25 protein-coding genes are annotated in these 25,409 nt (G+C 64.3%); 10 read left to right on the top strand and 15 right to left on the bottom strand.

Annotated elements, in window-relative coordinates:
- Window positions 1-30: 30 nt before the first annotated feature.
- The 4 genes from BLT40_RS13875 to BLT40_RS13860 form a co-directional block, all read right to left on the bottom strand.
- Window positions 31-978, bottom strand: a complete 948-nt coding sequence (locus BLT40_RS13875; RefSeq protein ID WP_255364020.1) for a glycosyltransferase family 2 protein — start codon at window positions 976-978, stop codon at window positions 31-33.
- Window positions 975-2,078, bottom strand: a complete 1,104-nt coding sequence (locus BLT40_RS13870) for a DegT/DnrJ/EryC1/StrS family aminotransferase (protein WP_090354101.1) — start codon at window positions 2,076-2,078, stop codon at window positions 975-977. Before BLT40_RS13870 ends, BLT40_RS13875 begins: the two co-directional genes overlap by 4 nt.
- Before the next feature lie 63 nt (window positions 2,079-2,141).
- A complete protein-coding gene (locus tag BLT40_RS13865; RefSeq protein WP_090354099.1) occupies window positions 2,142-3,083 on the bottom strand; it encodes an electron transfer flavoprotein subunit alpha/FixB family protein in 942 nt (313 codons plus the stop codon).
- Between the two features lie 22 nt (window positions 3,084-3,105).
- The gene (locus BLT40_RS13860; protein WP_036115734.1) at window positions 3,106-3,852 is read right to left on the bottom strand and encodes an electron transfer flavoprotein subunit beta/FixA family protein; all 747 of its coding nucleotides are present in this window, start codon (window positions 3,850-3,852) and stop codon (window positions 3,106-3,108) included.
- 169 nt (window positions 3,853-4,021) lie between these two features.
- On the opposite strand from BLT40_RS13860, the gene BLT40_RS13855 reads away from it, so the two are divergent.
- A complete protein-coding gene (locus BLT40_RS13855) occupies window positions 4,022-5,023 on the top strand; it encodes a glycosyltransferase family 2 protein (protein WP_090354097.1) in 1,002 nt (333 codons plus the stop codon).
- Window positions 5,023-5,955, top strand: coding sequence for a glycosyltransferase family 2 protein (locus BLT40_RS13850; protein ID WP_090354095.1), 933 nt, complete (start codon window positions 5,023-5,025; stop codon window positions 5,953-5,955). Before BLT40_RS13855 ends, BLT40_RS13850 begins: the two co-directional genes overlap by 1 nt.
- Before the next feature lie 3 nt (window positions 5,956-5,958).
- Here the strand turns inward: BLT40_RS13850 and BLT40_RS13845 are convergent, their stop codons facing one another.
- A complete protein-coding gene (locus BLT40_RS13845; RefSeq protein WP_090354092.1) occupies window positions 5,959-7,566 on the bottom strand; it encodes an electron transfer flavoprotein-ubiquinone oxidoreductase in 1,608 nt (535 codons plus the stop codon).
- Between the two features lie 163 nt (window positions 7,567-7,729).
- On the opposite strand from BLT40_RS13845, the gene BLT40_RS13840 reads away from it, so the two are divergent.
- Both BLT40_RS13840 and BLT40_RS13835 read left to right on the top strand, forming a co-directional pair.
- Entirely contained in the window at window positions 7,730-9,130 is a 1,401-nt protein-coding gene (locus BLT40_RS13840) for an amidase (RefSeq protein WP_090354086.1), read from the top strand.
- A gap of 38 nt (window positions 9,131-9,168) precedes the next feature.
- Window positions 9,169-9,732 carry an alpha-ketoglutarate-dependent dioxygenase AlkB family protein gene (locus BLT40_RS13835; RefSeq protein ID WP_255364019.1) on the top strand — a complete coding sequence of 188 codons (564 nt, stop codon included), beginning with the start codon at window positions 9,169-9,171 and terminating at the stop codon, window positions 9,730-9,732.
- Here BLT40_RS13835 and BLT40_RS13830 read toward each other — a convergent pair.
- From BLT40_RS13830 to BLT40_RS13815, 4 genes are read right to left on the bottom strand one after another with little or no spacing between them, the layout of a single operon-like run.
- Window positions 9,729-10,346 carry an ABC-type transport auxiliary lipoprotein family protein gene (locus BLT40_RS13830; protein ID WP_090354083.1) on the bottom strand — a complete coding sequence of 206 codons (618 nt, stop codon included), beginning with the start codon at window positions 10,344-10,346 and terminating at the stop codon, window positions 9,729-9,731. The two genes, BLT40_RS13835 and BLT40_RS13830, sit on opposite strands and share 4 nt — an antisense overlap.
- Entirely contained in the window at window positions 10,343-11,281 is a 939-nt protein-coding gene (locus BLT40_RS13825; protein WP_043692487.1) for an MlaD family protein, read from the bottom strand. The genes BLT40_RS13830 and BLT40_RS13825 overlap by 4 nt, the downstream gene beginning before the upstream one ends.
- Window positions 11,282-11,284: 3 nt before the next feature.
- On the bottom strand, window positions 11,285-12,070 hold the full coding sequence (locus BLT40_RS13820) for an ABC transporter ATP-binding protein (RefSeq protein WP_176167890.1): 786 nt from the start codon (window positions 12,068-12,070) through the stop codon (window positions 11,285-11,287).
- Window positions 12,067-13,209, bottom strand: coding sequence for an MlaE family ABC transporter permease (locus tag BLT40_RS13815; RefSeq protein ID WP_090354079.1), 1,143 nt, complete (start codon window positions 13,207-13,209; stop codon window positions 12,067-12,069). Before BLT40_RS13815 ends, BLT40_RS13820 begins: the two co-directional genes overlap by 4 nt.
- 111 nt (window positions 13,210-13,320) lie before the next feature.
- Between BLT40_RS13815 and gcvT the strand changes: the two genes are divergently transcribed.
- Window positions 13,321-14,427 (top strand): glycine cleavage system aminomethyltransferase GcvT, encoded by a 1,107-nt coding sequence (gene gcvT, locus BLT40_RS13810; RefSeq protein WP_090354075.1) that lies wholly within the window; start codon window positions 13,321-13,323, stop codon window positions 14,425-14,427.
- 20 nt (window positions 14,428-14,447) lie between these two features.
- On the opposite strand, the gene BLT40_RS13805 is transcribed toward gcvT, so the two are convergent.
- Both BLT40_RS13805 and BLT40_RS13800 read right to left on the bottom strand, forming a co-directional pair.
- The gene (locus BLT40_RS13805; RefSeq protein WP_079522831.1) at window positions 14,448-14,921 is read right to left on the bottom strand and encodes a hypothetical protein; all 474 of its coding nucleotides are present in this window, start codon (window positions 14,919-14,921) and stop codon (window positions 14,448-14,450) included.
- Between the two features lie 54 nt (window positions 14,922-14,975).
- On the bottom strand, window positions 14,976-16,121 hold the full coding sequence (locus BLT40_RS13800) for a DUF3103 family protein (protein WP_176167889.1): 1,146 nt from the start codon (window positions 16,119-16,121) through the stop codon (window positions 14,976-14,978).
- A gap of 299 nt (window positions 16,122-16,420) precedes the next feature.
- Here BLT40_RS13800 and gcvH point away from each other — a divergent pair, with 299 nt between their 5' ends.
- The 3 genes from gcvH to BLT40_RS13785 all read left to right on the top strand — a co-directional run bounded on the left by gcvH (window position 16,421) and on the right by BLT40_RS13785 (window position 19,188).
- The gene (gene gcvH, locus BLT40_RS13795) at window positions 16,421-16,816 is read left to right on the top strand and encodes a glycine cleavage system protein GcvH (protein ID WP_079522829.1); all 396 of its coding nucleotides are present in this window, start codon (window positions 16,421-16,423) and stop codon (window positions 16,814-16,816) included.
- 431 nt (window positions 16,817-17,247) lie between these two features.
- The gene (gene metJ / locus BLT40_RS20750) at window positions 17,248-17,889 is read left to right on the top strand and encodes a met regulon transcriptional regulator MetJ (RefSeq protein ID WP_043692504.1); all 642 of its coding nucleotides are present in this window, start codon (window positions 17,248-17,250) and stop codon (window positions 17,887-17,889) included.
- Window positions 17,890-18,159: 270 nt separating this feature from the next.
- Window positions 18,160-19,188 (top strand): energy transducer TonB, encoded by a 1,029-nt coding sequence (locus BLT40_RS13785; protein ID WP_090354073.1) that lies wholly within the window; start codon window positions 18,160-18,162, stop codon window positions 19,186-19,188.
- A 110-nt stretch (window positions 19,189-19,298) separates the two neighbouring features.
- On the opposite strand, the gene BLT40_RS13780 is transcribed toward BLT40_RS13785, so the two are convergent.
- On the bottom strand, window positions 19,299-20,660 hold the full coding sequence (locus tag BLT40_RS13780; protein WP_079522827.1) for a serine hydrolase domain-containing protein: 1,362 nt from the start codon (window positions 20,658-20,660) through the stop codon (window positions 19,299-19,301).
- A 225-nt stretch (window positions 20,661-20,885) separates the two neighbouring features.
- Here BLT40_RS13780 and BLT40_RS13775 point away from each other — a divergent pair, with 225 nt between their 5' ends.
- Window positions 20,886-22,181 carry an NTP/NDP exchange transporter gene (locus BLT40_RS13775; RefSeq protein WP_255364018.1) on the top strand — a complete coding sequence of 432 codons (1,296 nt, stop codon included), beginning with the start codon at window positions 20,886-20,888 and terminating at the stop codon, window positions 22,179-22,181.
- On the opposite strand, the gene BLT40_RS13770 is transcribed toward BLT40_RS13775, so the two are convergent.
- Genes BLT40_RS13770 through mtgA form a run of 3 tightly spaced genes read right to left on the bottom strand, consistent with a single transcriptional unit; the run spans window position 22,171 to window position 24,368 of the window.
- Window positions 22,171-22,599, bottom strand: a complete 429-nt coding sequence (locus tag BLT40_RS13770) for a CBS domain-containing protein (protein WP_090354069.1) — start codon at window positions 22,597-22,599, stop codon at window positions 22,171-22,173. The two genes, BLT40_RS13775 and BLT40_RS13770, sit on opposite strands and share 11 nt — an antisense overlap.
- Before the next feature lie 42 nt (window positions 22,600-22,641).
- On the bottom strand, window positions 22,642-23,619 hold the full coding sequence (locus BLT40_RS13765) for a glycosyltransferase family 2 protein (RefSeq protein ID WP_090354067.1): 978 nt from the start codon (window positions 23,617-23,619) through the stop codon (window positions 22,642-22,644).
- A gap of 8 nt (window positions 23,620-23,627) precedes the next feature.
- Window positions 23,628-24,368, bottom strand: a complete 741-nt coding sequence (mtgA, locus tag BLT40_RS13760) for a monofunctional biosynthetic peptidoglycan transglycosylase (protein WP_090354064.1) — start codon at window positions 24,366-24,368, stop codon at window positions 23,628-23,630.
- 107 nt (window positions 24,369-24,475) lie between these two features.
- Here mtgA and BLT40_RS13755 point away from each other — a divergent pair, with 107 nt between their 5' ends.
- A complete protein-coding gene (locus tag BLT40_RS13755; RefSeq protein ID WP_255364017.1) occupies window positions 24,476-25,402 on the top strand; it encodes an Hsp33 family molecular chaperone HslO in 927 nt (308 codons plus the stop codon).
- Window positions 25,403-25,409 lie beyond the last annotated feature (7 nt).

The following is a 25,409-nucleotide window of genomic DNA, read 5'->3' as shown; positions in this document are numbered from 1 at the left end:
CACTTTGAATGGCTTTGAGCAAAGCCTGGATCAGCCGTGCTTGCCAGGAAAATCCAGGCGCAGGGAGATAATGCTGAGCGGGCGCTGTTTGGTGTTCTCGTAAGCGCGCCACGCATAGTTTCCAACGATCCCGATACCAAAGGTATTTAGCGCCCCGAAAAAAAGTATCGCGAGCATGGATCCGGCGTATCCAGGTACTTCGTACGCTCCGATTAATCGCGCGGCGAGTACGAGTGCTCCGAGGAGGAAGGCCACGCCCATCCCAAATAGCCCTGCTGTCATCAGCAGGCGCACGGGAAGATCGGAGAAGGAAAATACACTATCAAGTAGATAGGTCACCTTCTTCTTCAGCGTCCAGGCGCTCTTGCCATGCTCTCGCTCAAGACGTGTGTACCCAACGAAAGCACGGCGTCCGCCCATCCAGAACAACAGGCCGAGCAAGCTTCCGTTTGCTTCAGTCATTGCCACGAGTCGGTCTCTGAAACGCTCAGTCAGTGCGAAGACATCTACGCCACCAGGAGGGACGTCGCTTTGCACGAATCGACGATAAATCGACCAAAAAATTGCCGAAAAGAACTTCGACATTCCCGGATCCTCCCTGCCCAGGCGTTGGCCGAAAACGACGTCGAATTGTCCACCGCTTAGCTTCGCAAAAAATTCCTTCATGAGCGCAGGGGGCTCCTGCAGGTCGGCTGCCATAACCCCAATGTAATCGCCGGTTGCCTCAGAAAGTCCACAACGAATGGCTGCGAACGCGCCAAAGTTGCGTGACAGGAGGACTAGGCGTGCCTGGAATGTCGCAGTACTCAAGCCTTCTTCCAGCAAAGTGAAGCTAGCATCCGGACTTCCGTCTACGACGAAAATGACCTCCAAAGGCGCGTCAAGCGTCGCGGAAAGCGCATTCAGTGCATGAAGCAACGCAGCGACCGACCCCTCGTTCTTGTAGACGGGGATGACGATGGAGTAGCGAGCCTTCACCACTGGTTGCAAGCCTCAATGACCCGCGAAACTTCGTCGTCTGAGAGTTCCGGAAAGCACGGGAGCGTCATGACAGATGCGCAGCATGCTTCCGTGATTGGAAGCGAAATGGAAGCAAACCGATCGCCAAACAAAGGCTGTCGATAATCTGGCAAAGGGTAATGAACTTCGCTGCTCACACTGGCCTTGGAAAGGTGTTCTTGCAAGTCCGAACGATGCTCTGTACGGATTACATATAGGTGCGCCACGAAGTCGGTCCCGCTTGTCGGCGGAACACAAACTCGTTCATTGTGGATCTCGCGCGAATATCGATTTGCGATTTCTCGACGACGCGTATTCCATCCATCTAACAGCGGTAACATTACGCGCAAAAAAGCAGCCTGAATTTCATCGAGTCGGCTATTACGCCCACCCCGCAGCTCATTTCGATATTTTGCGGCCCAGCCGTACTGTCGCAACTTCCGGAGTGTATTCGCTGTTAGCGGATCATTGGTCACCACGGCGCCGCCGTCGCCAAGCGCACCAAGGTTTTTAGTTGGGTAGAAGCTGAAGCTGGCAGCGTTACCGAAACTTCCTGCCTTTCGGCCGGAAGCATCGCGCGCACCATGTGCCTGTGCGCAATCTTCAAATACGGCAAATCCGTACTTCGCTGACAGGGCCATGATGGCCTCCATGTCTGCAAGCTTGCCGTAGAGGTGCGTAACAATCACAGCATCCAGACCACCCTTGGACGCTACGGCCTCGATTGCGCGGGGATCGATCGTAAACGTGACCGGATCGACGTCTATAAATACGGGCGTAGCTTCACATGCGAGGACCGCAGTCGTTCCGTACATTGCGGCATTTGCGACGACGGCAACGGTCTTGCCTCTGTCGATACCTAAGCTGCGCAGGCCCAGTTCAAGTGCTTCCGTGCCATTTGCGACGGTGATGCAATCGGCCACGCCGCACCACTCTGCGAATTCCTTTTCGAACGCCTTTACGTTCGGACCCAATACGTAGTGGCCGCTGCGAATTACGGCAGCTGCAGCCTCGCTGAGTTTTTCAGCGAGCGGGCTGATGTGGCGGTCCAAGGCGTTAACAGGAACAGGGATTGTCATGGGTGTCCATTGTGTCGATTGGAGCTATGTCGGTTATTGGCCAACACATGAAGATGTGTGCTATCAGCTGATCGCGCTTTCCAGCTCTGGAAGAATCTTGAAGAGATCTCCCACAAGCCCGATGTCCGCAATCTCGAAGATCGGCGCTTCGCCGTCCTTGTTGATGGCGACGATCGTACCTGCGTCCTTGATCCCCGTCAGATGCTGGATGGCGCCTGAGATACCAATGGCGATGTAAAGCTCCGGAGCGATAATCTTGCCGGTCTGGCCGACCTGCATCTCATTCGGGACATAGCCGGCGTCGACCGCCGCACGCGACGCACCAACGCCCGCACCGATCTTGTCGGCGAACTTATAGATGATGTCGAAGTTTTCCTTCGAACCCACGCCGCGTCCGCCCGAAACGACCTTCGGTGCGCCCTGGAGGTCGGGACGGTCGCTCTTGCCCTGCTGCAGGTTCACGAAGCGGGTGTGTGAGGGAAGGGCCGCATCGATCGTCAGGGCCTCAACGGGAGCCGAGCCGTTGGAGGCGGCAGCAGGCCACGATGCCGTGCGGATCGTGGCGACGACAGTCGAGGCCGCGTCCACTTCGACGGTGACGATGGCGTTGCCGGCGTAGATCGGGCGCTTGAAGCTGTGCGGGCCTTCCACAGTCATGACGTCGCTGACCTGCGAGACGCCCAGCAGAGCCGCCACGCGGGGGGCGAGGTCCTTACCGAAGGTGGTCGAGGGGACGAACACATGGCTGTAGCCTGCCGCCGCCTTGGCAATCTGCGGAGCCAGGATGGCTGCGAGGGCATGGGCGTTTTCAGAGCGGGCGACCGTCAGTACTTTGCTGACACCGTCGATCTTCGCGGCTTCCGCGGCGATGGCATCCGGAGCGTCGGACAGGACGATGACGTCGATGGCTTCCGGCTTGACGGCCGAGGCGGCGCTGACCGCACGTGCAGTGGCACCGTTGAGCTTGCCGTCGAGGTGTTCAGCGATAACGAGGATCTTGGACATATCGATTCTCCGGTCGGCTGCTTTACAGCAGGCCCTTCTGCTTGAGGGCCGCGACGAGCTCGGCGGCGTCCTTCACCATCACGCCCTTGCTGCGCTTGGGCGGGGCGGCATAGTGAGTGGTCTTGATGTGGTCTGCTGCGTCGACGCCCAGGGATCCCAGTTCGATCACATCGATCGGCTTGGACTTGGCCTTCATGATGTCCGGCAGCTTGATGAAGCGCGGTTCGTTGAGACGCAGGTCCGTCGTGATCACGGCGGGCAGGTCGGCTTCGATCGTCTCGAGGCCGGCATCGACCTCGCGGGTGACCGTGGCCTTTCCGTCAGCGATCTCAACCTTGCCAGCGAAGGTGGCCTGCGGGCGGTCCCACAGGGCTGCCAGCATCTGGCCGGTCTGATTGGCATCGTCGTCGATGGCCTGCTTGCCCAGGATCACCAGACCCGGCTGTTCCTTTTCGATCAGCTTCAGGAAGGTACGGGCGGCGGTAAGCGGGGACACCGCGTCCGAGGTCTGCACGTGGATCGCCCGGTTGGCGCCCATGGCCAGGCCGTTACGCAGGTGGGCAGTCAGGTCGGCCGGGCCGATGCCGACGACGATGACTTCCTCGGCTACGCCCTTCTCGCGAAGGCGCAGGGCCTCTTCCAGGGCGATGTCGTCGAAGGGGTTGGCGGAGAGCTTCACGCCATCGGTGACGACGCCGGTGCCGTCGGGCTTAACCTGAATGCGGACGTTGTAGTCCACGACGCGCTTGTAGCCGACCAGAATCTTCATTCACGGAGCCTCAATGTCAGTGCCCCCCGTTTCTGGCGAGGCGTCATGCAATTAGCAGGAGATTGTAGCTGCCCTCCGCATGGAATTGCGTAGGCGGAGGCGGCGCTCGGAAGCCGGCTCAGGAAATCTGAGATGATTCGGCATACACCCAGAGGATCCGCGACTCTACATGGCTTCCCTCCCTTATCGAGCGCCCGCAATAAAAATTAGCGTGGTTGCCTGCACTTACAACGGCGAAGCGTATATCGCAGAGCAGCTCAGCACCATTCTCGCCCAAAGTCGCATACCTGATGAGATTGTGATCTCTGACGATGCGTCAGGAGATGGTACATGGGGGCTTCTGGAATCCTTTGCTGCGAATGCACGGACCCGGGGAATCGACGTCAGCCTGGTTCGTCGGCACGAACGCCTTGGCTACGTTCGGAATTTTTCCGAAGCACTCACTCTCGCGAATGGGGATGTGATTTTTCTCTGCGACCAGGATGATGCTTGGCACCCCGATAAGGTCGATACCATGCTTGCCGCGTTCGAAGGCGAGCCGGAGACGATGTTCGTTCACTCGGACGCGCGGCTCGTTGATGCACACGGTTCGGATCTGGGTAACGGACTTTTCGAGGCGCTGGAGGTGACGGAGAGTGAGCGTTCCAGTGTTGCCGGTGGAAAATCCTTTTCGGTGTATCTGCGGCGCAATTTGGCGACTGGAGCCGCGTCGGCGTTTCGACGCGAACTACTGGATGTCGCGCTCCCATTGCCGACGGCCTGGGTGCATGATGCCTGGTTAGCTACGCTGGCTGCTGCCACCGGGCAGATTGTGATCCTGGATGATCCCCTAATCGACTACAGGCAACATGCCGCGAACCAGATCGGTATGTCACCGCGCAGGACCGGTCAGCGTCTTGCCGACATGTTTCGTTCGAGTGGGCGGTTGATTCACGATGATGTCGTTCGTCTCGACATCCTGATGGAGCGCCTGAGACAGGCGCGCGTCAGCACAGAACACATTCGTCTTGCCGGTTCAATGCGCGACCACCTCCAGGTGAGACTTTCCTTGGGTGACCGTCCAAGATGGTGCCGCTTGCCGACAATTGCACGCGAATGGTCCACCGGCCGCTACACCCGCTTCGGCACCGGTATCCGCTCCGCCCTGCGCGATCTCCTGAGAGTCGGCTGATGTCCGCCACCACCCCCCACATCGCCATCCTCCTGGCCACCTACAACGGCGCCCACCACCTCCCCGAACAACTCGACTCCATCATCGCCCAGACCCACACCGACTGGACGATCCACGTCTCCGATGACGGCTCCACCGACGACACGCTGGCCATCCTGCTGACCTATCGCGAACGCCTCGGCGCCGACCGCATGGTTCTGTGGCAAGGCCCGCGCGCTGGCTACTCGCGTAATTTCATGTCGATGCTTCACCGCGAAGGCATCGATGGCGACTACCTGGCCTTCAGCGACCAGGACGACATCTGGGATACGGACAAGCTCGAAAAAGCGCTCGCCGCGATCGTCGCGGCAGGGCAGGAGCAGGCGGCTCTCTACGGCGGCAGGTCCCGCCTCGTCGATGAGGCGGGCAAGCCCTTCGGCATGTCGCCGCTGTTCGCCCGGCGTCCATCCTTCGCCAATGCGCTGGTACAGAGTCTGGCCGGTGGCAACACCATGCTGATCAACCGGCGTGCCCGTGCGCTCATGTGCCGCGCGCCGGAGACAGCGAAGGTCGTCTCGCACGACTGGTGGGCGTATCTGGTCGTCTCAGGCGCGGGTGGCCTGGTCGTCTACGACCGCGAGCCGACCATCGGCTATCGCCAGCACGCCGAAAACATCATCGGTTCCAACGCGGGCTTCGGCGCACGGCTGCGCCGCATGGCCGACATGGTCGGTGGCCGCCATCGCGAGTGGAACGACTTCAATGTCGAACTGCTGGCAGGAATGCGCGACGATCTCAGCGATGAGAATCGCCAGCGCTTCGATCGCTTCGTCGCCGGTCGGTCGGGTTGGCTGTTGCCACGCGCGTGGAACTTCGCCCGTGCGGGGCTCTATCGCCAGACCGCCATCGGCAACGCGGGCCTCGTGCTGGCCGCGTTGCTCGGTCGCCTCTGATCGTCAGAGGTTCTGATAATTCGGCCCGGACCCGCCCTCAGGCGTCACCCAGGTAATGATCTGATACGGGTCCTTGATATCGCACGTCTTGCAATGCACGCAGTTCGCCGAATTGATCTGCAGCCGCCTGCCGCCCTCATCCTGCACCATCTCGTAAACGCCCGCCGGGCAGAATTTCTCGCACGGATTCCCATACTCAGTCGTGCACCGGTCGATGCAGATCGAAGTGTCGGCCACCTTCAGGTGCACCGGCTGGTCCTCATCGTGCTCGGTCGCGGCGAAGTACACGCTGGCGAGCCGGTCTCGCGGTGCCAGTGTGCGGTCGACGTAGTCCTTCTTCGGGGTCTCGTACTGGCCGAGCTTGCCCAGCGACGACCAGTCCGCGTGGTTCTTCAGCGTCCACGGCGAGCGGCCGCCGGTCACGGTTTCCCACGCGGCGTTGATCAGGCCGAACCACAGACCCTTGTTGAAGCCCGGGCGGATGTTGCGCACCTTCTTCAGTTCGGCGACGACCGCCGAGTCACGCAACGCCGCATCCCAGCCGGCGGGCGAGAGCTGCGATGCCACGAGGTGCTCCGCGGCCAGCATGCCCGAGGCGATCGCCTGATGCGTGCCCTTGATCTTGGGCACGTTGACCAGACCGGCGGAGTCGCCGATGAGGATCGCGCCCGGCATCTCCACCTTCGGCAGGGACTGCGCGCCACCTTCGACGATGGCGCGTGCGCCGGCGGAGACGATCGTGCCGCCCTCGAGCAGGCTCTTTACGTTCGGGTGGTGCTTGAACTGCTGGAACGCCTCGAACGGCGAGAATTTGGGATCGGGATAATCGAGGCCGACGACAAAGCCGATGGCCACGCGGTCGTTGTCGAGGTGATAGAGGAAGCTGCCGCCGTAGGTGTCGTTGGCGAGCGGCCAGCCGGCGGTGTGCACCACCTTGCCGGCTTCGCCGCGGCCGGGCTGCAGCTGCCAGAGCTCCTTGATGCCGATGCCGTAGGTCTGCGGGTCGCTGTCCTTATCGAGGTCGAAGTGTCTGATCAGCGTCTTGCTGATGTGTCCGCGACAGCCTTCGGCCAGCACCGTGACCTTCGCGCGGATGTCGATGCCTTCGGTATAGCCGGGTTTGTGCGTGCCATCGCGTGCCACGCCCATGTCGCCGATGCGCACGCCGTTCACCGCCCCGCTCTCGTCGAACAGCGCTTCGGCGGCCGCATAGCCGGGAAAGACGTCGACGCCCAGCGCTTCCGCCTGAGGCGCCAGCCACGCGCAGAGTGCGCCGAGGCTGACGATGACGTTGCCGTGGTTGTTCATCTGCGGCGGCGTCACCGGCAGCTTGCTGCCCGAGGCGTGGTCGCGCAGCAGCCAGAACTCGTCCTTCGTCACCGGCACGCAGACCGGCGGCGGCGCCTTGCGCCATTCCGGTAGCAGGCGGTCGAGGGGCGCCGTCTCGATCACCGCGCCGGAGAGAATCTGCGCGCCGATCGTGGATGCCTTCTCGATCACGCAGACGGTGATTTCCGGGTTGAGTTGTTTCGTACGCATCGCGAACGCGAGACCGGCGGGGCCGGCCCCGACGACGACGAGGTCGTATTCCATGGTTTCGCGTTCGCTCATGGCTGGCTCACTCAAACTCGGCTGGCTGGGGAGGGTTGACCTGGCATTGTCCGTTTTCGCCGCCAGAGGGGCAAATGGGGCGTTTCAAACACGTTCGCGTCATTAAGCCTTGCATCACTTTCACATATCGCGTTCATAATCGCCCCAAGCGCAAGGAGAGTTCATGAATACGATGCCGCCGGTCGCCGATAACGACATGCGCCGCGCCACGCTACTGCAGATTCTGCACTGGCTGGCTATTGGAAGGGTCCAGCCCCAGGCCCTGTCCGACGTTTACCAGGACGCGATCGAGCGTCTGAACCCGCGTCTGAATGCTTTTTCCGATTACAGCGTTTCCCTGATCCAGGAGCAGTCGCTGGCCGCCGACCGGCGTCGCCGGGACGGTGTGATCGGCCGCCTCGACGGCATGCCGATCGCGATCAAGGACAATTTCGACGTCGCCGGCGTGCCGACGCGCGCGGGTATGCGGCGCCGCACCGTCGTACCGGAGGAGGATGCGCATGTCGTGGCGCGCCTGCGTGCCTCAGGCGCGGTGCTGCTTGGCAAGACCAATATGGATGAAGGTGCGCTCGGCCTTACCACCAACAACCCGTTTCATGGCGCGACGCACAATCCGCACCGGCTCGGTTACACGGCGGGCGGTTCGTCCGGCGGTGCGGCCGCGGCGGTGGCCTCCGGCATGGCCGTGGCCGCCATCGGCTCGGACAGCCTCGGTTCGATCCGCGTTCCTGCGAGCTATTGCGGCATCTACGCCCTCAAGCCGACACACGGCGAAATTTCCGCGCGTGGCCTGGTGCCGGCCGCGCGGCGGCTCGATGCGGTGGGCCTGCTGGCGCGCGGCGTCGACGACCTCACGGTCCTGCTGCAGACGCTCGCCGGCTATGACGCGGACGATCCGCGCTCGCGCCGCCGTCGTGTCGCGTTCTCGCCGCCGGACTGGGAGCCGGGCAACCTGCGTGCCGGTTTCCTGCCCGATCTGGCGGCGGTAGGTGTCGAGCGCGACGTGATCGACGTGTTCGAAGCCGCGCTGGCGCGCCTGCAGGGCGAGCTCGGTGAACGTCGCAGTGTCGACTTCTCCGACTGGGATTTCGCGAAGACGCGTCGTGCCGGCCTGCTGCTGATGGAAGCGGAGATGATCAACACCTTCGCCGCCGAGCTGGCCGACGAGGCCTACCCGGTCTCGAACGCTTTCCGCGACATGGTCGGTTTTGCGACGAAGAAATCCGCCGCTGAATACGCGGCGGCCGATCTTGTCCTGGACGCGGCGACGCTCAAGATGCGTCGTCTGTTCGCCCAGGTCGACGTTCTGGTGCTTCCGACCACGCCGCAGGGCGCGTTCCCGCTGGACGGCCCGGTCCCGGCGTCGCAGGCGGATCTGTGCGGTTTCGCCAGCCTGGCCGGTTGTCCGGCTGTCAGTATCCCCATGGGTACGTTGCCCAACGGCCTGCCCATCGGTATGCAGCTGATCGGCGCGCGCGGTTCCGACCTGCGTCTGCTCGAACTGGCCGCTGTCTGCGCATCGTCGCTGGATGCCGAGCCCGCGTATCCGGTGGAGCCCGCCTGATCCCGGACTGGCAGCGTATCGATCTGCCCGGTGCCGACGTGACGTTTGCGCCGGCCTGGCTGACGCGCGAGGAAGCCGACGCGCTGCTCGATGAGCTGCGTGACCGGCTGCCCTGGGAGGTTCACCGTATCCGCATGTTCGGTCGGGTCGTGGACTCGCCGCGACTCAGTGCCTGGATCGGCGACGAAACGGCGACGTACCGCTATTCGGGCACGCGCTTCGCGCCGCGGCCCTGGACGCCGACGTTACTCGCGTTGCGCGATCGCGTGGCGGCAGCGTGCGATGCGTCGTTCAACAGCGTGCTGGCGAATCTCTATCGCGATGGTTCCGACCGCATGGGCTGGCACAGCGACGACGAGCCGGAGCTTGGCGTGGCACCGGTGATCGCCTCGGTCAGTCTGGGAGCGGAGCGTACGTTTCGTTTCCGGGCGAAGGCAGGGGGCGAGCCTGTCGCCATCGCCCTGCCGCATGGCAGCCTGTTACGGATGGGCGGAGAGACCCAGCGGCTCTATAAGCACGAGCTGCCGGTCAGGAAGCGGGTCGCGGAGGCTCGGCTCAATCTGACCTTTCGTGACATTGGCGAGCGTCGCCAGCCGGGTTAGCGATGCTCCTGTTCCTGGGACGCCAACGTCCAGCTCACCACATCCCGCGACACCTTATCCATCGCCCGCCCGAACGCCTCGACCACCTGCGGCACTTCCTTCCCACTGACCGGCTCGTGCACCTCGAACCGTCGCGACGCGACGATCTGGTGCTTTCGCGTACTGGCGAGAATCGCATCGAAGCGAATCACCACTTCCGGCGCGCCACCGACATACTCCGTCTGAAACGCGGCTAGCGACCCGCCCAGCTCGACGTCCGCGCCGAGATTGCTGTCATCGGTACTGATGGCTGAAACACGCCCGCTGTCTCGGAACGCATCCGCGAAGCGATCGCGCACCAGGTGCGGCACGCTGTCCGCCCAGCGCGCGCCCGCGTACACCGTAATGGTGTTCGCTTCGGGCACCACCGCGATGCGCGCATTGTCCAGCGCGCGCGGTGCATTGGGTGAGGCGATACGTAGCGACCAGCTGACTGGCGTCGCCGCCGAGGCGGCGGGTCGTGCGCCCGGCGCCGCCGGTAACGTATAGATACGTGGCGTTTCCGCCTTCGGCAGGATCGAGCAACCGGCCAGCAGGGCGATGAGCAGTGGAGCGGCGAAGCGGGCACGGCTCATGGTGTGAACTCCTTGGTCTTCTCGCGGCCGAACAGGTAGCCGCTGGGGTTTTCGTCGAGACGGCGGGTGATCGAGCGCAGCGAACCCAGCGTGTCGCGCAGCTCACGCAATGCCGGAGCGAGGTCGCCCAGACTGGCGGCGCCGCCATTGATCGCGTCGGCGTTGTCATTGAGCAGGCGGTCGACCGAGGCCATCGAATGCTCCAGTGACGCCATCGCCCGCTGCGCGCTCTCCAGCGTCGCCTTGCCCTGGCCTTCGACCAGACCGTTGGCGTTGTGCACCAGCGTGCGGCTCTCGGCGAGGGTGGCGCTCGCTTCCTGCGTCGTCGTATTCAGCTGCCTGATGAGCGAGCGGATGTCCTCACGCTCGTCGGCGATGACCGCGGTGGTCTTGTCCAGATGATCCAGCGTGCGCTCGATGCGCTGCACGTTGTCCTTGGACAGCAGATCCTTGGCCTGCGCGGCGGCCTGACTGATATTGGTGATCAGGTCCTCGCCGCCGGCGAGGAGTCGCGCGAGCGGGGACGGGTCGGCCATGATGACCGGCACTTCGCCGTCATGACCCACCAGCAGCGGGCTGCCGGGCGAACCGCCGGAAAGCTGGATGATGGCCACACCGGTCACACCCGTGACGGCCAGCTTGGCGTGCGTGTCCTTGCGCAACGGTGTGTCGCCGGTCAGGCGGACACGGGCCAGCACGCGGCGCGGGTCTTCAGGATCCAGACGCAGCTGCGTGACATCGCCGAGGCGGATGCCGTTGTACTGCACCGCGCCGCCCTTCGACAGGCCGGTGACCGCCTCATTGAATACGATGTCGTAATAGTTCCACTCCTGATCGGAGTGAGCCTTGGCCAGCCAGACCCCGAAGGCCAGGCCGAACAGGACGACGAGGACCGCGAACAGTCCTATCAAGACGTGGTGGGCACGTGTTTCCATGACTCAGTCCTTGCCTCGGTGGGCGGCGAGGGTGGCCGCGCGACCGCGCGGTCCGTTGAAATAGGCCTGGACCCAGGCGTCGTCGGTGCGGGCGACCTCATCGATCGGCGCCGCGGCGAGCACGCGCCGCTGCGACAACACGGCGACGCGGTCGCAGGTGGAATACAAGGTGTCCAGGTCGTGGGTGACCAGAAAAACGGTGAGACCCAGCGCGTCGCGCAGGGTGACGAGGAGGCTGTCGAACGCCGCCGCGCTGATCGGGTCGAGTCCCGCGGTCGGCTCGTCGAGAAACAGGATCTCGGGATCCAGCGCCAGCGCGCGGGCCAGTGCCGCGCGCTTGATCATGCCGCCCGACAGTTGCGAGGGATACTTACGCCCCGCATCCACCGGCAGTCCGGACAAGGCCAGCTTGACGCCCGCCAGCCGCTGCGCGTCCAGGCGGTCGAGACCGGCGTGTTCGACGAGCGGGAGCGCGACGTTCTCGGCGACGGTCAGCGACGAGAACAGCGCGCCACTCTGGAACAGCACGCCGAAGCGACGCTCCACGAGCGACCGTTTTTCCGCCGGCAGCGAGAGCAGGTCTTCCCCGAAGACCCGCACTTCACCGGCAACCGGTCGAACGAGCCCGACGATGGTCCGCAGCAGGACCGACTTGCCGGTACCCGATCCGCCGACGACGCCGATGATCTCGCCCCGATAGACATCGAGGTCGAGGTTCTCGTGCACGGTCTGCGCGCCGAAGCGATTGACCAGCCCACGTACTTCGATGACGGTCTCGCGCGCGCTCACCAGCCCATCTCCATATAGAAGAGGGCGGCGAGGGCATCGAGCAGGATCACCACGAAGATGGACTGCACCACCGCCGAGGTGGTGTGTTCGCCGACGGACTGCGCACTGCCCGATACCTTGAAGCCTTCCATGCAGCCGATCACCCCGATCATGAAAGCGAAGACGGGCGCCTTGGCGATGCCGACCAGAAACTGGGTCAGCGAGATGTCGGCCTGGAACATCGACAGGAACATCGACGGCGACATCTTCAGGACCGCCATGCAGACCACGCCGCCACCGACGATGCCGGCGATCATGGCGATGAAGGTGAGCAGGGGCAGGGCGATCAGCAGAGCGAGCACGCGGGGCAGAACGAGCAGTTCGACCGGGTCCAGGCCCAGCGTCCGGATGGCATCGATCTCTTCCCGCGCCTTCATCGAACCGATCTGCGCGGTGAAGGCGCTGGCGGTCCGGCCGGCGAGCAGGATCGAGGTCAGCAGGACGCCGAACTCGCGCAGGAAGGCGAAGCCGATCAGATCGACGGTGAAGATGCTGGCGCCGTAGCTGGCCAGCGCGGTCGAGCCGAGGAAGGCGACCACCGCACCGACCATGAAGGAGAGCAGCGCCAGGATCGGTACCGCGTCCAGACCGGTCTGCTCGATGTGCGACACCAGTGAGGTGACCCGCCAGCGCTTCGGTTGCCAGACCGTGGCGAGAAATCCCTGCAGGGTGATCCCGATGAAAGCCAGCAGCTTCGCGGTCTGTTTCCAGAAACCTTCGAGCGACCTGCCGATCCGCTCCAGTGCTTCGACGAAGCCGGCGTCGCGCTTGCGCTTCACGCCCTTGCAGTAGGCGTCGATGGCATCGCCCACGGTCTTCAGCAGCGCGCGCCGCGCAGCGGGCAGGTCCTCATGCTGGGCCAGTTGCTGGGTGCGGGCACTGCCGAGCAGTTCGGCGATGACGAAGGCGCCGGAGGTGTCCATCGCCCCGAGTCGCGCGATGTCGACGGCGACGTCCGCCCCGATCGATCCGGCCAGTTCGTTGGCGCGACGCTGCAGGGCGGGATAGTGGGCGAGCGTCCAGTCGTCCGAGATCGACAGCCGTTCGCCCGCCGCGTCGCGGGTCAGGGTGGCGGAGCCGGGGGCGGGTGCCGTCGTCATGGAAGGAAGGCTACCTTAGTCCGGACGTGTTGCGCTGCGATTGGCCTTATCTGTCGTCGGACCGGATAATGCGGGGCTGTATCCCACCGCCATCCCCCGCAAGGTACTCCGATGACCGAAAAGACCGAACTCAACGCCACCCACCGTGAACTCGGTGCCCGCATGGTCGACTTCGGCGGCTGGGACATGCCGATCGCCTACGGCTCGCAGATCGAAGAACACCACGCCGTCCGCAAGGACGCCGGCATGTTCGACGTGTCGCACATGACGGTCGTCGACCTGACCGGCGAAAAGGTCCGTCCCTTCCTTCGCAAGCTGGTCGCCAACAATGTCGACAAGCTGGCCAAATCGGGCAAGGCGCTCTACACCTGCATGCTCGACGAGAACGGCGGTGTCATCGACGACCTCATCGTCTACTTTCTGCGCGAGGATTTTTTCCGTCTGGTCGTCAATGCGGCGACGCGCGTCAAGGATCTCGCATGGATCACGAAGCAGGCGGCGGCCTTCGACGTCACCGTCCGTGAGCGCCCCGAGTTCGGCATGATCGCGGTGCAGGGTCCGAACGCCCGACAGAAGCTGATCGGACTGCTGCCCGAGGACGTCCGCGAGAAGGCGACGAAGCTGGGCAAGTTCGCCGCCATCGAGGTCGAAGGTCCCAACGGCATGCCGTTGTTCCTCGCCCGCACCGGTTACACGGGTGAAGACGGCTTCGAAGTCGTCGTACCGAACAGCCGCGTCGTCGAGCTGTGGAATCTGCTGCGCGAGGCGGGCGTCGCCCCGGCGGGTCTGGGTGCGCGCGACACCCTGCGCCTCGAAGCGGGCATGAATCTCTACGGCCAGGACATGGACGAGACGGTCACGCCGTGGGAAGCCGCGCTGGCCTGGACGATCTCGCTCGACGAAGGCCGCGACTTCATCGGCCGTGCCGCATTGGAGTCGCAGAAGGCTGACGGAGTGACGCGCGTCATGGTCGGTCTGGTGATGGACGAGAAGGGCGTGCTCCGTCACGGCCAGAAAGTTCTCACGGCTATCGGCGACGGCGAGATTCTTTCCGGCGGTTTCGCGCCGACGCTCGGCAAGTCGGTCGCCTTCGCCCGTATTCCGGTGGGCGAGCATGGCGACGTGCGCGTGGACATCCGCGGCCGTGAGATCCCGGTGCGCGTGGTCAGGTTCCCGTTCGTCCGTGACGGTCAGCCCATGCCCGGCATCGCCGACTGACGTACACACATATATATATGTCAGCGTGCGGACGCCGCGCCCGGCTCCAGTGACAGGACGGCGTTGCCCGCTGCGCCGTTCTGCAGCAGATATTTGCGCTGCGGCTGGATGACGTAGAAGGTATCCAGATGCGCGACGTCCTCGCCGGACGTGCGGTCATAGATGTGCAGCGTGACGTAGCCGCCGGTGAAGCGGCGCCAGTCCACCAACGGATAGGACCTGTCATACCAGGTCCGGTCCCGCTTGACCCAGGGCAGGGGATGGACTTCGGTCCGCGGCTTGCCGTCTTCACCGGTCCCGGAGACCACGATGAAAATCGACGTCTCACCGAACGCATCGGGACGCTTGTCGTCGCGAAGCAGAAGGCGCCGCAGCATCGTGGTGGCTTCCGGGGTGGGCGAATGACCGGTCGTCACGGCACGCGCGGTCGACGGTACGCTCGCGACCACGGTCAGCAGGAAAAGAAGAAACGTCGTGCGTAGTGGCAGGTGCATCGTTTTGCTCCATGGCAAGAGAGGCCGGGGTGGCGTGCCACCCCGGCCTTCCCGTCAACGCTGGCGGACCTCGTAGGGCGCCAGGACCATTTTCACTTCGCCGCGGGCGCCGATCAGCGGAGCGTTCTTGCTGCCGTAATCGTGTCCACGTTCCAGCACGTAGAAGGAATCGATGTAGTCCGTGCTGTTTTCGAACCACGAACTCTCCATCGCGCCGAGTATCTTCTGGCCGATCCGGGAGATGCCCGCCACGATGAGCGCGGGTGGGGCCGCCGGCGACACGACCAGCGCGGTGTCGCCCACCGCCTCCGTCAGGGCCGACGCCAGCTTCTGGAAGTTGACGTTGCCGTCGTCTTCAAAGAACTGCACGTTGACGTAGTTGGTGCCGAACTGTGTCCAGTTGATCAGGTCCTGTCTCGGCGTGTACCAGCGCTTGTCGTGGTCGAGCCAGGGCATGTCCTGGGTGACAACGACGGGTTTACCGGCGGCATCGACGCCGGACACGACAGCAAACACCTCGGCATCGCCCTGAATGTTGGGCTCGTGATCCTTCTCCAGATAGATTTCCTTGAGGATGGTCAGCAACTCGCCCTTCGTTTCGCCAGCGTCAGCCCGGGCGAAGGTCGTCAGTCGACGACCTGACGAAGCGCCACGCACCGCCTCATTGAGTACGGCCATGCCTGCCTGCACAGCGGCGGTACCGTCGGTTTCCACCAGGAGCATCGGGATGTCGGGCGCCTGGTCGACCGCGAAGCTGTGTCGCTTACCGTCGGGATCGAACGCGACGACCTGTTTCTTGCCGGTCGAACCGTCGCTGGTCACGGCGGCGGTCCAGAAGCCGCGAAGACTCGTGGGTCGCGGATGTGCGCCCAGACCGTGGACACGCACGCTGGCGATATGGCCGAGCTTGCCGTCGAGGCCGCGGAGGTGAACAGTCTGTCGGTCGAGGTCGAGCATGTCGTCCACGACGTCCTGCTTGCCATCGGCGACCGCGGTCTGGGCGTAGTCGTTGAGAATTTCCGCCAACGGGGCCTTGCCGTTACCCAGATGGTCACGGATGGCGGTATCGAGGGCGGGCTGGTGGAGGATCGAGGCGAGGTCGCGTGCCAGCGCGACGCGCGCGTCGCCGGGGGAGGAAACGTCCGTCGCCATCAGCGACGGCGAGAGCGCGACGGCGATGAGGGCTGCGAGGCAGGTCATCCTGGTTTTCCGTGTCATAAGGTTCTCCATGGGGAATGGGGCGGGCGACGTCGGAGGTCGCCTTCGTGGTTCAGCTCGATTTGCCGAGCTGGCTGTCAGCGTATGCCCGTGTGTTCGCTCGCGCTGCGAGCGAAGCCTTAGGTTCACGTAGGGGAGTTCGTAGCCCGAGGGCAGGCGAACGCCCGCAGCCGCGCATGGCGCCCGCGTTTCTCCCAGACGCTTTCGCGAAACGCGCGGACCGGCGACAATTGGCCGTCGCACCAACGCACCCCCCGTCCCGAGACAACGAGGAACACCCCATGAGCGAAATCCCCGGCGATCTGAAATTTGCAAAAACCCACGAGTGGGTCCGCGTCGAACAGGACGGCACGGTCACCGTTGGCATCTCCGACCACGCGCAGAGTGCACTGGGCGATCTGGTCTACGTCGAGTTGCCGGAAGTGGGCAGCAGCGTGCAGGCCGGTCACGGCACGGCGGTCGTCGAGTCGGTCAAGGCCGCCTCCGATATCTACGCGCCGGTGTCGGGCGAAGTGATCGAGGTGAACACGGTACTTTCCGACAAGCCGGAAACGATCAACGAAGATGCGTACGAGGGTGGCTGGATCTTCAAACTGAAGATCGAAGACAAGAGCGAACTCGACGAGCTGATGACCGCCGACGAGTACGCCGAGCACGCCGAGCACGACGACCACTGATCGACTCGCTGACGCTTCACCCCGATGCCGGTCGTCTTCGACCGGCATTTTTTTGTCCGGGAGGGGTCTTCGGCGAAAATTTTTTTTCGCCTCAGTCGTGTTCCGTTCATCCCCGAAATTCGCCTCCCGATGGATGGTGACAGGAGCGACGACGTGCGCTGTCGCGGTGCGATGCGATTGCGGCGTTTTTTTTGAACGAACAAAAAAACGCCTTTATTTAAGGTGTTTTTTGAACCGCATAAGAGATGCGGTGTGTTTTGAATGGAAGTCCATTAGTGCCTTGCTAATGCCGAAGGTGCGTCGGGGATAAACCCGGTGGACTTCCCGATCGTCCGGTATGTGTCCGCAACGTCTTCAATTTAGAGCCAAAATTTATTGACAGCGGAAATGTTCAGGAATAGCTTTTGCGTCAATTGACGGGGAACCCGGAAATGGAAACAGGAAAATTCGTCAGGCCGTATGTGGAGCATGGTTCGAAAGCGGGTGCGGTACGCAAGATCACCGTCTCGATTCCGCTGCACATTCTCCGCCTGCTATCCGATGAACGTACTCGCCGCCAGGTGAACAATTTGAGGCACGCTACGAACAGCGACCTGCTGGTCGAAGCGTTCCTCCACGCTTTTACTGGGCAACCACTGCCAACTGATGAGGAGCTGAAGAGAACTATGGCCACTGCCAAGAAAGCCACTGCCAAGAAGTCCGCCGCCAAGAAAGCGACGAAGAAGTCCACCGTAAAGAAGACGGCCGCGCGCAAGTCGCCGGCGAAGAAGGCTTCGACCCGTAAGGTCGCGGTCAAGAAGGCTGCGACCCGCAAGTCGCCGGCCAAGAAGGCCACCGCCAAGAAGGCTGCGGTCAAGAAGGTCGCCCGCAAGGCGTCCACCCGTAAGGTCGCTGCCAAGAAGGCAGTCAAGAAGGCTTCCGTAAAGAAGGCCTCCGTCAAGAAGACCGCTCGCAAGGCTGCTCCGCGTAAGGCTGCCGCCCCGCGTAAGGCTGCCTCGAAGAAGGTCGCCACGGCGAAGGTCGTTCGCGCGACTAAGACCGCCAGGGCACCCCGGGCCGCCAAGGCCAAGTAAGCGTTACCTTCCAATAAGAAAGTACGTTTCCGAATTATCTCCCCGCGGTGCCCAGCGCGGGGAGACACTTCGAAACCTTGACCCCGGCTTGCCGGGGTTATTCATTGATGGGGTTCGCAGAATACCTACCCCGGAAAACCTCCTAGGGCGTCGCGCTGGATTCACGCGGCCATTACGGTTACCTTGTCGCCACATCGCGCTGCGGGGGACGGGGGGTCCACCGCGTCAAGCCATCAGGGGGCGCGCGCCTTGCGGAGTCGTACGACCGCCATGGATAACCGTCCACCCTTTATCGATCGCCGCCAGCGTGGCGCGGTCAGTCCCGTGACGCTCGCCGTCATCGTCATCGTCGTCGCGCTCGCCGTTGCGGCCTGGTTCCTGATCGTCAAGCCTTACCGCGACGCCCGCGCCGCGGAGACGCCCGCGCCGGTAGCGGTGCAGAAGGCTGCCGCGGCCGGCGTGGCCCCGCCGGCCAACGTCGATGCACTCAGCGTCGACCAGCTGCTGGCCGAAGCGCGTACCGCCATGAACGAGCAGCGCCTCGTCGCTCCGGCGGGCAACAATGCCTTCGAGTTCTATATGAAGGTGCTGCAGAAGCAGCCCGGCAATCCGGTCGCCGCCGATGCGCTGCGCGAGACGTTCTCCTACGGCTCCGCCGCGACGGAGCAGACGATCAACCAGCGCGACTTCAATGAAGCGCAGCGCGAGATCGACCTGCTCGCCAAGGCCGACCCCGAGAACTACACCCTGACCATCCTGCGTTCGAAGCTCGACGCACAGCGCAAGACGCTGGACCGCGAGCAGCAGCAGGCGGTGGATGCGCAGAAGGCTCAGCAGGTCGCGCAGCAGAATGCCGCCGCCACCCAGCGTCAGCAGGCCGAACAGGCCGCCGCGGCCATCGAGGCGCAGCGCGCCCAGGCCGCACGCGAGCAGGCGGCTCGTGTCGCTCAGGCGCAGCAGGCGGTGCCCGTCGCCGCACCCGTCGCACGACCGGCCGCCGCGCCGGCTGCCTCGGAGGGCGGGGCCATCAGCGATGCCGTCCTTATCCGTCAGGTCAACCCGCGCTATCCGACCGCCGCGATGCGCGCGAACCAGGAAGGCTGGGTCGACGTCGAGCTGACCGTCGGTCCCGACGGTCGCGTTGCGAACGTCAATGTGGTCGACGCTCAGCCGAAGCATATCTTCGACCGCTCCGCGATCGATGCCGTCAGCCGCTGGGAGTACAAGGCCGCCACGCGCAACGGCGAGCCGATGACCGTCACCCTGCGCCGCCGCCTGCAGTTCAACCTCGGCCGGTAAATCATCACCAGCCGCACCAAAAAGAAACGGCCCATCGGGGCCGTTTCTTTTTTGGCTATCGGTCGTATGAAACCGTCACGGCCGCCATAGCCCGGAGGCCTGAACCTCATTCACTCCGGCTTCTTCTTTTTCTTAGAAGCCTTCGCCGGTGCCGTCTTCTTCACGGGCGCCGCCTTGCCTTTCGCTTTGGTTTTCGTGGCGGGTGCCGCCTTGGCCACCGGTGCCGCACGCACGCTCCCTTCGACACCCGCCCAGTCGACGTGGTTGAGCCCGAGCAGGCTGTCGAACACCATCGGCATCAGACCCGCCGGGACCGGACCCGCGCCGTTCCACATGGTCACGACACCGGCGTGATACTTGGGAAAGAAGCCGATCATCGTGCGATAGCCCGAGACCGCGCCCGCATGGAAGATCAGGTCTTCATTGGCGTACTTGAATACGCGCCAGCCCAGCGCGTAGTGCGCGTCGGTGACGCGCGCGCGTCGCCAGGGCAGCGAGTGGACTTCCGACGGCGTGTCGACCTCGGGCGCGTGCAGGACATCCAGCGACGGCGTGGGCAGGACGTCCGGACGTCCACCCATCTGGGCCATCAGCCACTGCTCCATGTCGCGCAGGCTGGCGTTGACGCCGGCGGCGGGGGCGACACGGTAGTAACTGTCGTTGGGCTCGTAGGGAATCCAGTTGTGCGGACCGCCGCGATGCGGGCGCGCCCAGCTCTTGCTGGCTTCGAGCGCGTCCCGGCCGTAGCTGGCGGTGGTCATGCCCAGCGGGGCGAAGATGCGACGTTCGACCTGCCGAAAGAAATAATCGCCGGTGGTGGCGTAGATCACGTCGCCGATCATGCTGAAGGCGACGTTCTGATAGCCGTAGCACGCGCCCACCTTGCAGGAGAGGTCCACCTCGTCCAGCTTGCGGACGAGCTCCTCGTAGGGGGCGTCGGCCTCGAGCATGTTGTCGTACGTGTTGCGCGGCAGACCGAGGCGCTGACCGAGGATGTCGCGCACGGTCGCCTGCTGCGCCGCTTCCATGTCCTTGAGCTTGAAATACGGAATGGTGTCGATCAGCTTGGTGTCCCAGCTGAGGAAACCTTCACGGACCAGCACGGCAGTGACGCCCGTGGCGAAGGCCTTCGACAGCGACGCCAGGCGGAACACGGTTTCCGGGGTGGCGGCTTCCTTCGTCTTCGCGTTGGCGTAGCCGATGGCGCGCTCGTACACGACCTTGTCGTCGACGATCACGGCGGTGACGATCGCGGGGGCGGCGTCGCGGGCTTCGGCCGCGTCCATCCAGCGGTTGTAGTTCTCGATCGTTTCCTTCACGCGCTCCGCAGGCAGCTTTTCCGACGTAGGGTCGACATGAACGACCGGGGGTTTCTGCGGCGGCTTCTGCGGTGTCGGAGCGGCGAGGGCGAAGGGGGCGGTGGCGGCGCAGGCGAGCGCACAGGCCAGCAGGGAGGCGGATCGAAACGACATGCTATTCTCGCGAAAGCGAGGCGTGACGGACACGCCGAAGGGAGGGAAACGTCATGGGATGGATCGTTTTTCTGATCATCGTCGCTGTCATTGTCGTGTACTTCATCGCTGTCTACAACGGACGGGCGGCTTCACGAAAACGGCGACCCGGTTCCCCTTCACGATCCGGTCTTCCCGGCGAGCCATGCTAGGCTTCTCGCGCATCCCGCCGACCCCGGACCCACCGTGAACGAACGTCGACCCTTCGCCAGGGACGAGGCGAGGACCCTCACGCTCTCCGTCATCGCCTTCTTCTTCGTGATGACGTCGTACTACGTGCTCCGTCCGGTGCGCGATCAGCTCGCGGGAGCGGCCGGATCGCAGTCGTTGCCGCAGTTCTACGCGATCGTCTTCGTGGTGATGCTGGCGCTGACACCGGTCTTCGGCTGGCTGGTCTCGCGATTTCCGCGCAAGCTGGTGATCGGCAGCAGCTATGTGTTCTTTGCCGCCTCGATGCTCGCGTTCATCCCGGCTTTCGTCGCCCAGGACCGCATCGGTGCGGTGGCGCTGGGGCGGATATTCTTCGTCTGGGTCAGTGTGTTCAATCTCTTCGTCGTGTCGCTCTTCTGGAGTTTCATGGCGGATGTCTACCGCAGCCAGCAGGCGCGGCTGATGTTCCCGTTCATCGCGGCAGGCGGCATGGCGGGCGCGCTGCTTGGTCCCTTGCTGACGCGGCTGCTCGTCCAGCGCCTCGGGGTGCCCGCGATGCTCGTCGTCTCCGCGGCGTTCCTGCTGCTGGCGCTGGGTGCGCTGCTCGCGCTCTCGGCACGGCGTGACCTGAACGATGAAAGCGAAGGCGCGCCGGTCGGCGGATCGATCCTGCAAGGCGCGAAGGCGGCGTTCTCGCAGCCGTTCCTGCGGTACATGCTCGTGCTGATGCTGCTTGGGGACGGCATCGCCACGATGGGCTACACGTTGATGGCGGATTACACCAAGGGGCACTTCGCCGACAACGCGGCACGCACGGCCTTCTATGCCGATCTCGATCTGTGGACCAACTGCTTCGGTGCGTTGCTGCAGCTGACGCTCACCCCGCTGATCATGCGCGGGCTGGGCGTGGTCTGGGCCATGGTTCTGCCGGCGCTGGTCAATATGGTGCTGCTGCTCGGCCTGTCGGTGCTCGGACTGATCGACCTGCATGTCTTCGGCTGGACGGTGCCGGTGATCGCGATCGTGCTGGTCGGCTCGCGCGGCATGACCTACGGCATGACCAAGCCGGCGTCCGACGCCCTGTACACCCGCACGCCGCGCGAAGTGCGCTACAAGGGCAAGAACTTTATCGAGACCGCTGTCTGGCGCTTCGGCGACCTGGTGGTGACGTCGGGCCTTGTCGCCATACGTGGCGCGGGTGTGGGCATCACGGCGATCGGCCTGACCGCCGCGGGTCTCGCCTGCGTGGCGGCCGAGATGGGCCGGCGTGCGGCGAAATCGCCCGACCTGCTGCCCGAGCAACGCGACGATGGGACCCGGTCTAGCTCGTGATGTAGCTCTCGAGCTGGTTGATGGTCTCGCGCTGTTCGGAGATCACGGCCTTGACCAGATCGCCGATGGACACGACGCCGACGATGCTCGTGCCGTCGAGGACGGGCAGATGGCGAAGCCGTCCGTCGGTACACAGCCGCATGCATTCATCCACCGTGGCGTCGCTGGCGACCGTGATGACGCTGGCCGTCATGATCTCAGCCACCGGCGTGTCGCGTGACGACCGGTCCTTCAGGATGACCTTGCGCGCATAGTCGCGCTCGGAAACGATGCCGACCAGTTCACTGCCTTTGATGACCACCAGCGCGCCGACGTTCTTATCCGCCATTTGCCGGATCGCCTCGTAGACCGAGGCATCGGGCGCCACGGCGTAGACGGCTTTGCCCTTGCCTTCCAGGAGATGCTTGACCTGCTGCATGCTCGACTCTCCGCTGCCGCGCGGCGTGCCGCCGCGAGGAGATCAGTCTACGCCGGGTGCGCGCGGGCGAGGGTAAGGATCAGGTGAAGAGGGCGCGCCGCGCCGCGACTCGACGTAATAGATCGGCCGTCGCTTGGATTCCGCGTAGGTGCGGCCGATGTACTCGCCGATAACGCCCAGCGCCAGCAGCTGGGCGCCGCCCAGGAACAGGATCACGACCAGCAGCGTGGGGTAGCCGCGGACGGGGTCGCCCCAGATGCATACCTTGAGCAGCACCCATACGCCGTAGAGAAAGGCCAGGCCCGCGGCGGACACCCCGAGCCAGGTGGCGATACGCAGGGGTGCCGTGGAGAACGAGGTGATGCCCTCGACGGCGAGGTTGCCCAGGCGCCAGTAATTCCACTTGGTCGTACCGGCGTGGCGCGCGTCGCGGTGATACACCACGGAGGTCTGCCGGTAGCCGATCCACGCGAAGAGTCCCTTCATGAATCGCTGGCGCTCGCGCAGGCCGTGCAGTGCCTCGACCGCGCGGCGCGAGAGCAGGCGGAAGTCCCCCGTGTCGCGCGGAAGCGGTGTGTCGGCCACCCGCTCCATGACGCGATAGAACGCCGCCGAGGTGAACTTCTTGAAGCGCGTCTCGCCGTCGCGCTCGCCGCGGGTCGCGTAGACGACGTCGAAGCCTTCGCGCCAGCGGGCGATGAGGGTGGGGATCAACTCGGGGGGATCCTGCAGGTCCGCATCGATCACGACGACCGCGTCGGCGTCCGCGGCATCGAGACCGGCCGTCATCGCGGCCTCCTTGCCGAAGTTGCGCGACAAGCGCAGGGCGACGACGCGGGCATCCGCCTGGGCGATGCGCTCGATCAGCGACCAGGTCTCGTCGCGGCTGCCGTCGTCGACGTAGATCACCCGCGCATCCGCGTCGAGCCCGTCGAGCACCGCGGCGATACGCGCGTGGAAGTCGTCGATGACCTGCGCTTCGTTATATGCCGGGACGACGATGGCCAGTGAATACGTCATGGTGGCGCTCAGCGTACGCGACCGGCGACGGGGGCCGGGCGAGTGAGATAGGCCGGGCCGCCGAGCTGGCTCATCTGCTGCGAGATCCACGCCGCGCGACGCTGGACGTAAGCGCTGGGCGCCTCGACGTGGAAGCGGCGGGGATTGGGCAGGACGGCCGCAAGCCGGGCTGCCTGCGGCACACCCAGGCGATCGGGCGTGGTGTGAAAGAAGGTGTCGCTTGCGGCGCCCACACCGTAGATGCCGTCACCGAGCTCCACGATGTTCATGTACACCTCGAGGATGCGCTGCTTCGGCCACAAGGCCTCGATGAGCACGGTGAAATAGGCCTCGGCGCCCTTGCGCACGAAACTGCGGCCGTTCCACAGAAACAGGTTCTTGGCGACCTGCTGGCTGATCGTGCTGGCCCCGCGCAGGCGCTTGCCCTCGTCGGCCGCATCGATCGCGTCCTGGATGGCATCGACGTCGAAGCCGTGGTGATAGGGGAATTTCTGGTCTTCGCCAGCGACCATGGCCAGGCCCACCTGGGGCGATACGCGCTCCCATGGCACCCAGTGGTGACGATAGGTGAAACCGGTCTCTCCGGTGACCAGCGCGGCCACCCGGCGCTCCATGATCATCGCGCTGGTCCACGGCGGCACGAAGCGCAGCACGAACACCACCAGGACCGACAGTGCGACCCACGAGACGATGAGCAGGCCGGCGAGATGGACGATGCGGCGGGGCAGCGAGCGGGGCGTCGGGCTCATGAGGGCACGCGAAAGGAGGATGGCGCAGTATAAGGGGCCTGTGCCCATGCAGGCTTGTCGCCGGGCCGACCCATCCCCATCTCCCGTCGGATCACCAGGAGGCCACCGTGACCGATTCGATCGTCGATACCCTTGCGTCCGAGGACGTGCTGCACCGCTTCCTGCTCGAGAAGGCGGGTGTGCGCGGCGTACTCGTGCGGCTCGGCGCCAGCTGGCAGGACATCGCCTCCCGCGTCGATTACTCCGCGGAGCTTCGCGACACGCTGGGGCAGGCCGTCGCGGCATCCGCGCTGCTGACCGGCAACGTCAAATTCGAAGGCTCGCTGTCCCTGGAGTTCAAGAGTCAGGGCGCGCTGCGCCTCCTCTTCGCGGAATGCACCGACAAGGGCCGCCTGCGCGGGCTGGCGCGATTCGACGAGGGCGACATGCCGGTGACGGACGGCAAGCTCGATCTGAGCGAGCTGCCCGACGCCGCGCTCGCCATCACCATCGGCCAGATCGACCGCGGTCGCTACCAGGGCCTGGTCGACCTCGACACGTCGTCGCTCGCCGAGGCGCTGGAAAACTACTTCCTGCGGTCGGAGCAGCTGCCCGCGCGCATTCTTCTGGCGGCAGATGGCGTACACGCGGTTGGCCTCATCCTGCAACCGGTAGCGGGAGAGGGCGGACACAGCGCCGCTGAACAGGACGACGACGCCTGGGAGCGTGTCGGTCACCTGACGGCCACGCTGAGCGCCAGCGAGATGCTGTCGACGCGCCCGGAGGAGCTGCTGTTCCGGCTCTATCACGAGGAAACCGTTCGCCTGTACGAGCCAAAGCCGCTCGCGTTTGGCTGCACGTGTTCACAGGAGCGCGTGGAAGGCATGTTACGCGCGCTGGGGCGCGACGAGGTCGAGGCGACCCTCGAGGATCGCGACGGCGAGATCGAGGTGATCTGCGAGTTCTGCGCCACGCGGTATGTGTTCGATCGCGTGGATGCCGAGCGTCTGCTCACGCAGGCCGAGACCCCTCCCGCCCCCTCGACGCTGCAGTAAACCGCGC

This window comes from Dyella sp. 333MFSha (genome assembly GCF_900102405.1).
GTDB classification, from domain to species: domain Bacteria; phylum Pseudomonadota; class Gammaproteobacteria; order Xanthomonadales; family Rhodanobacteraceae; genus Luteibacter; species Luteibacter mycovicinus.
The sequence above is the reverse complement of the archived record's forward strand: the minus strand, read 5'-3'. Positions and strand labels throughout refer to the sequence as shown.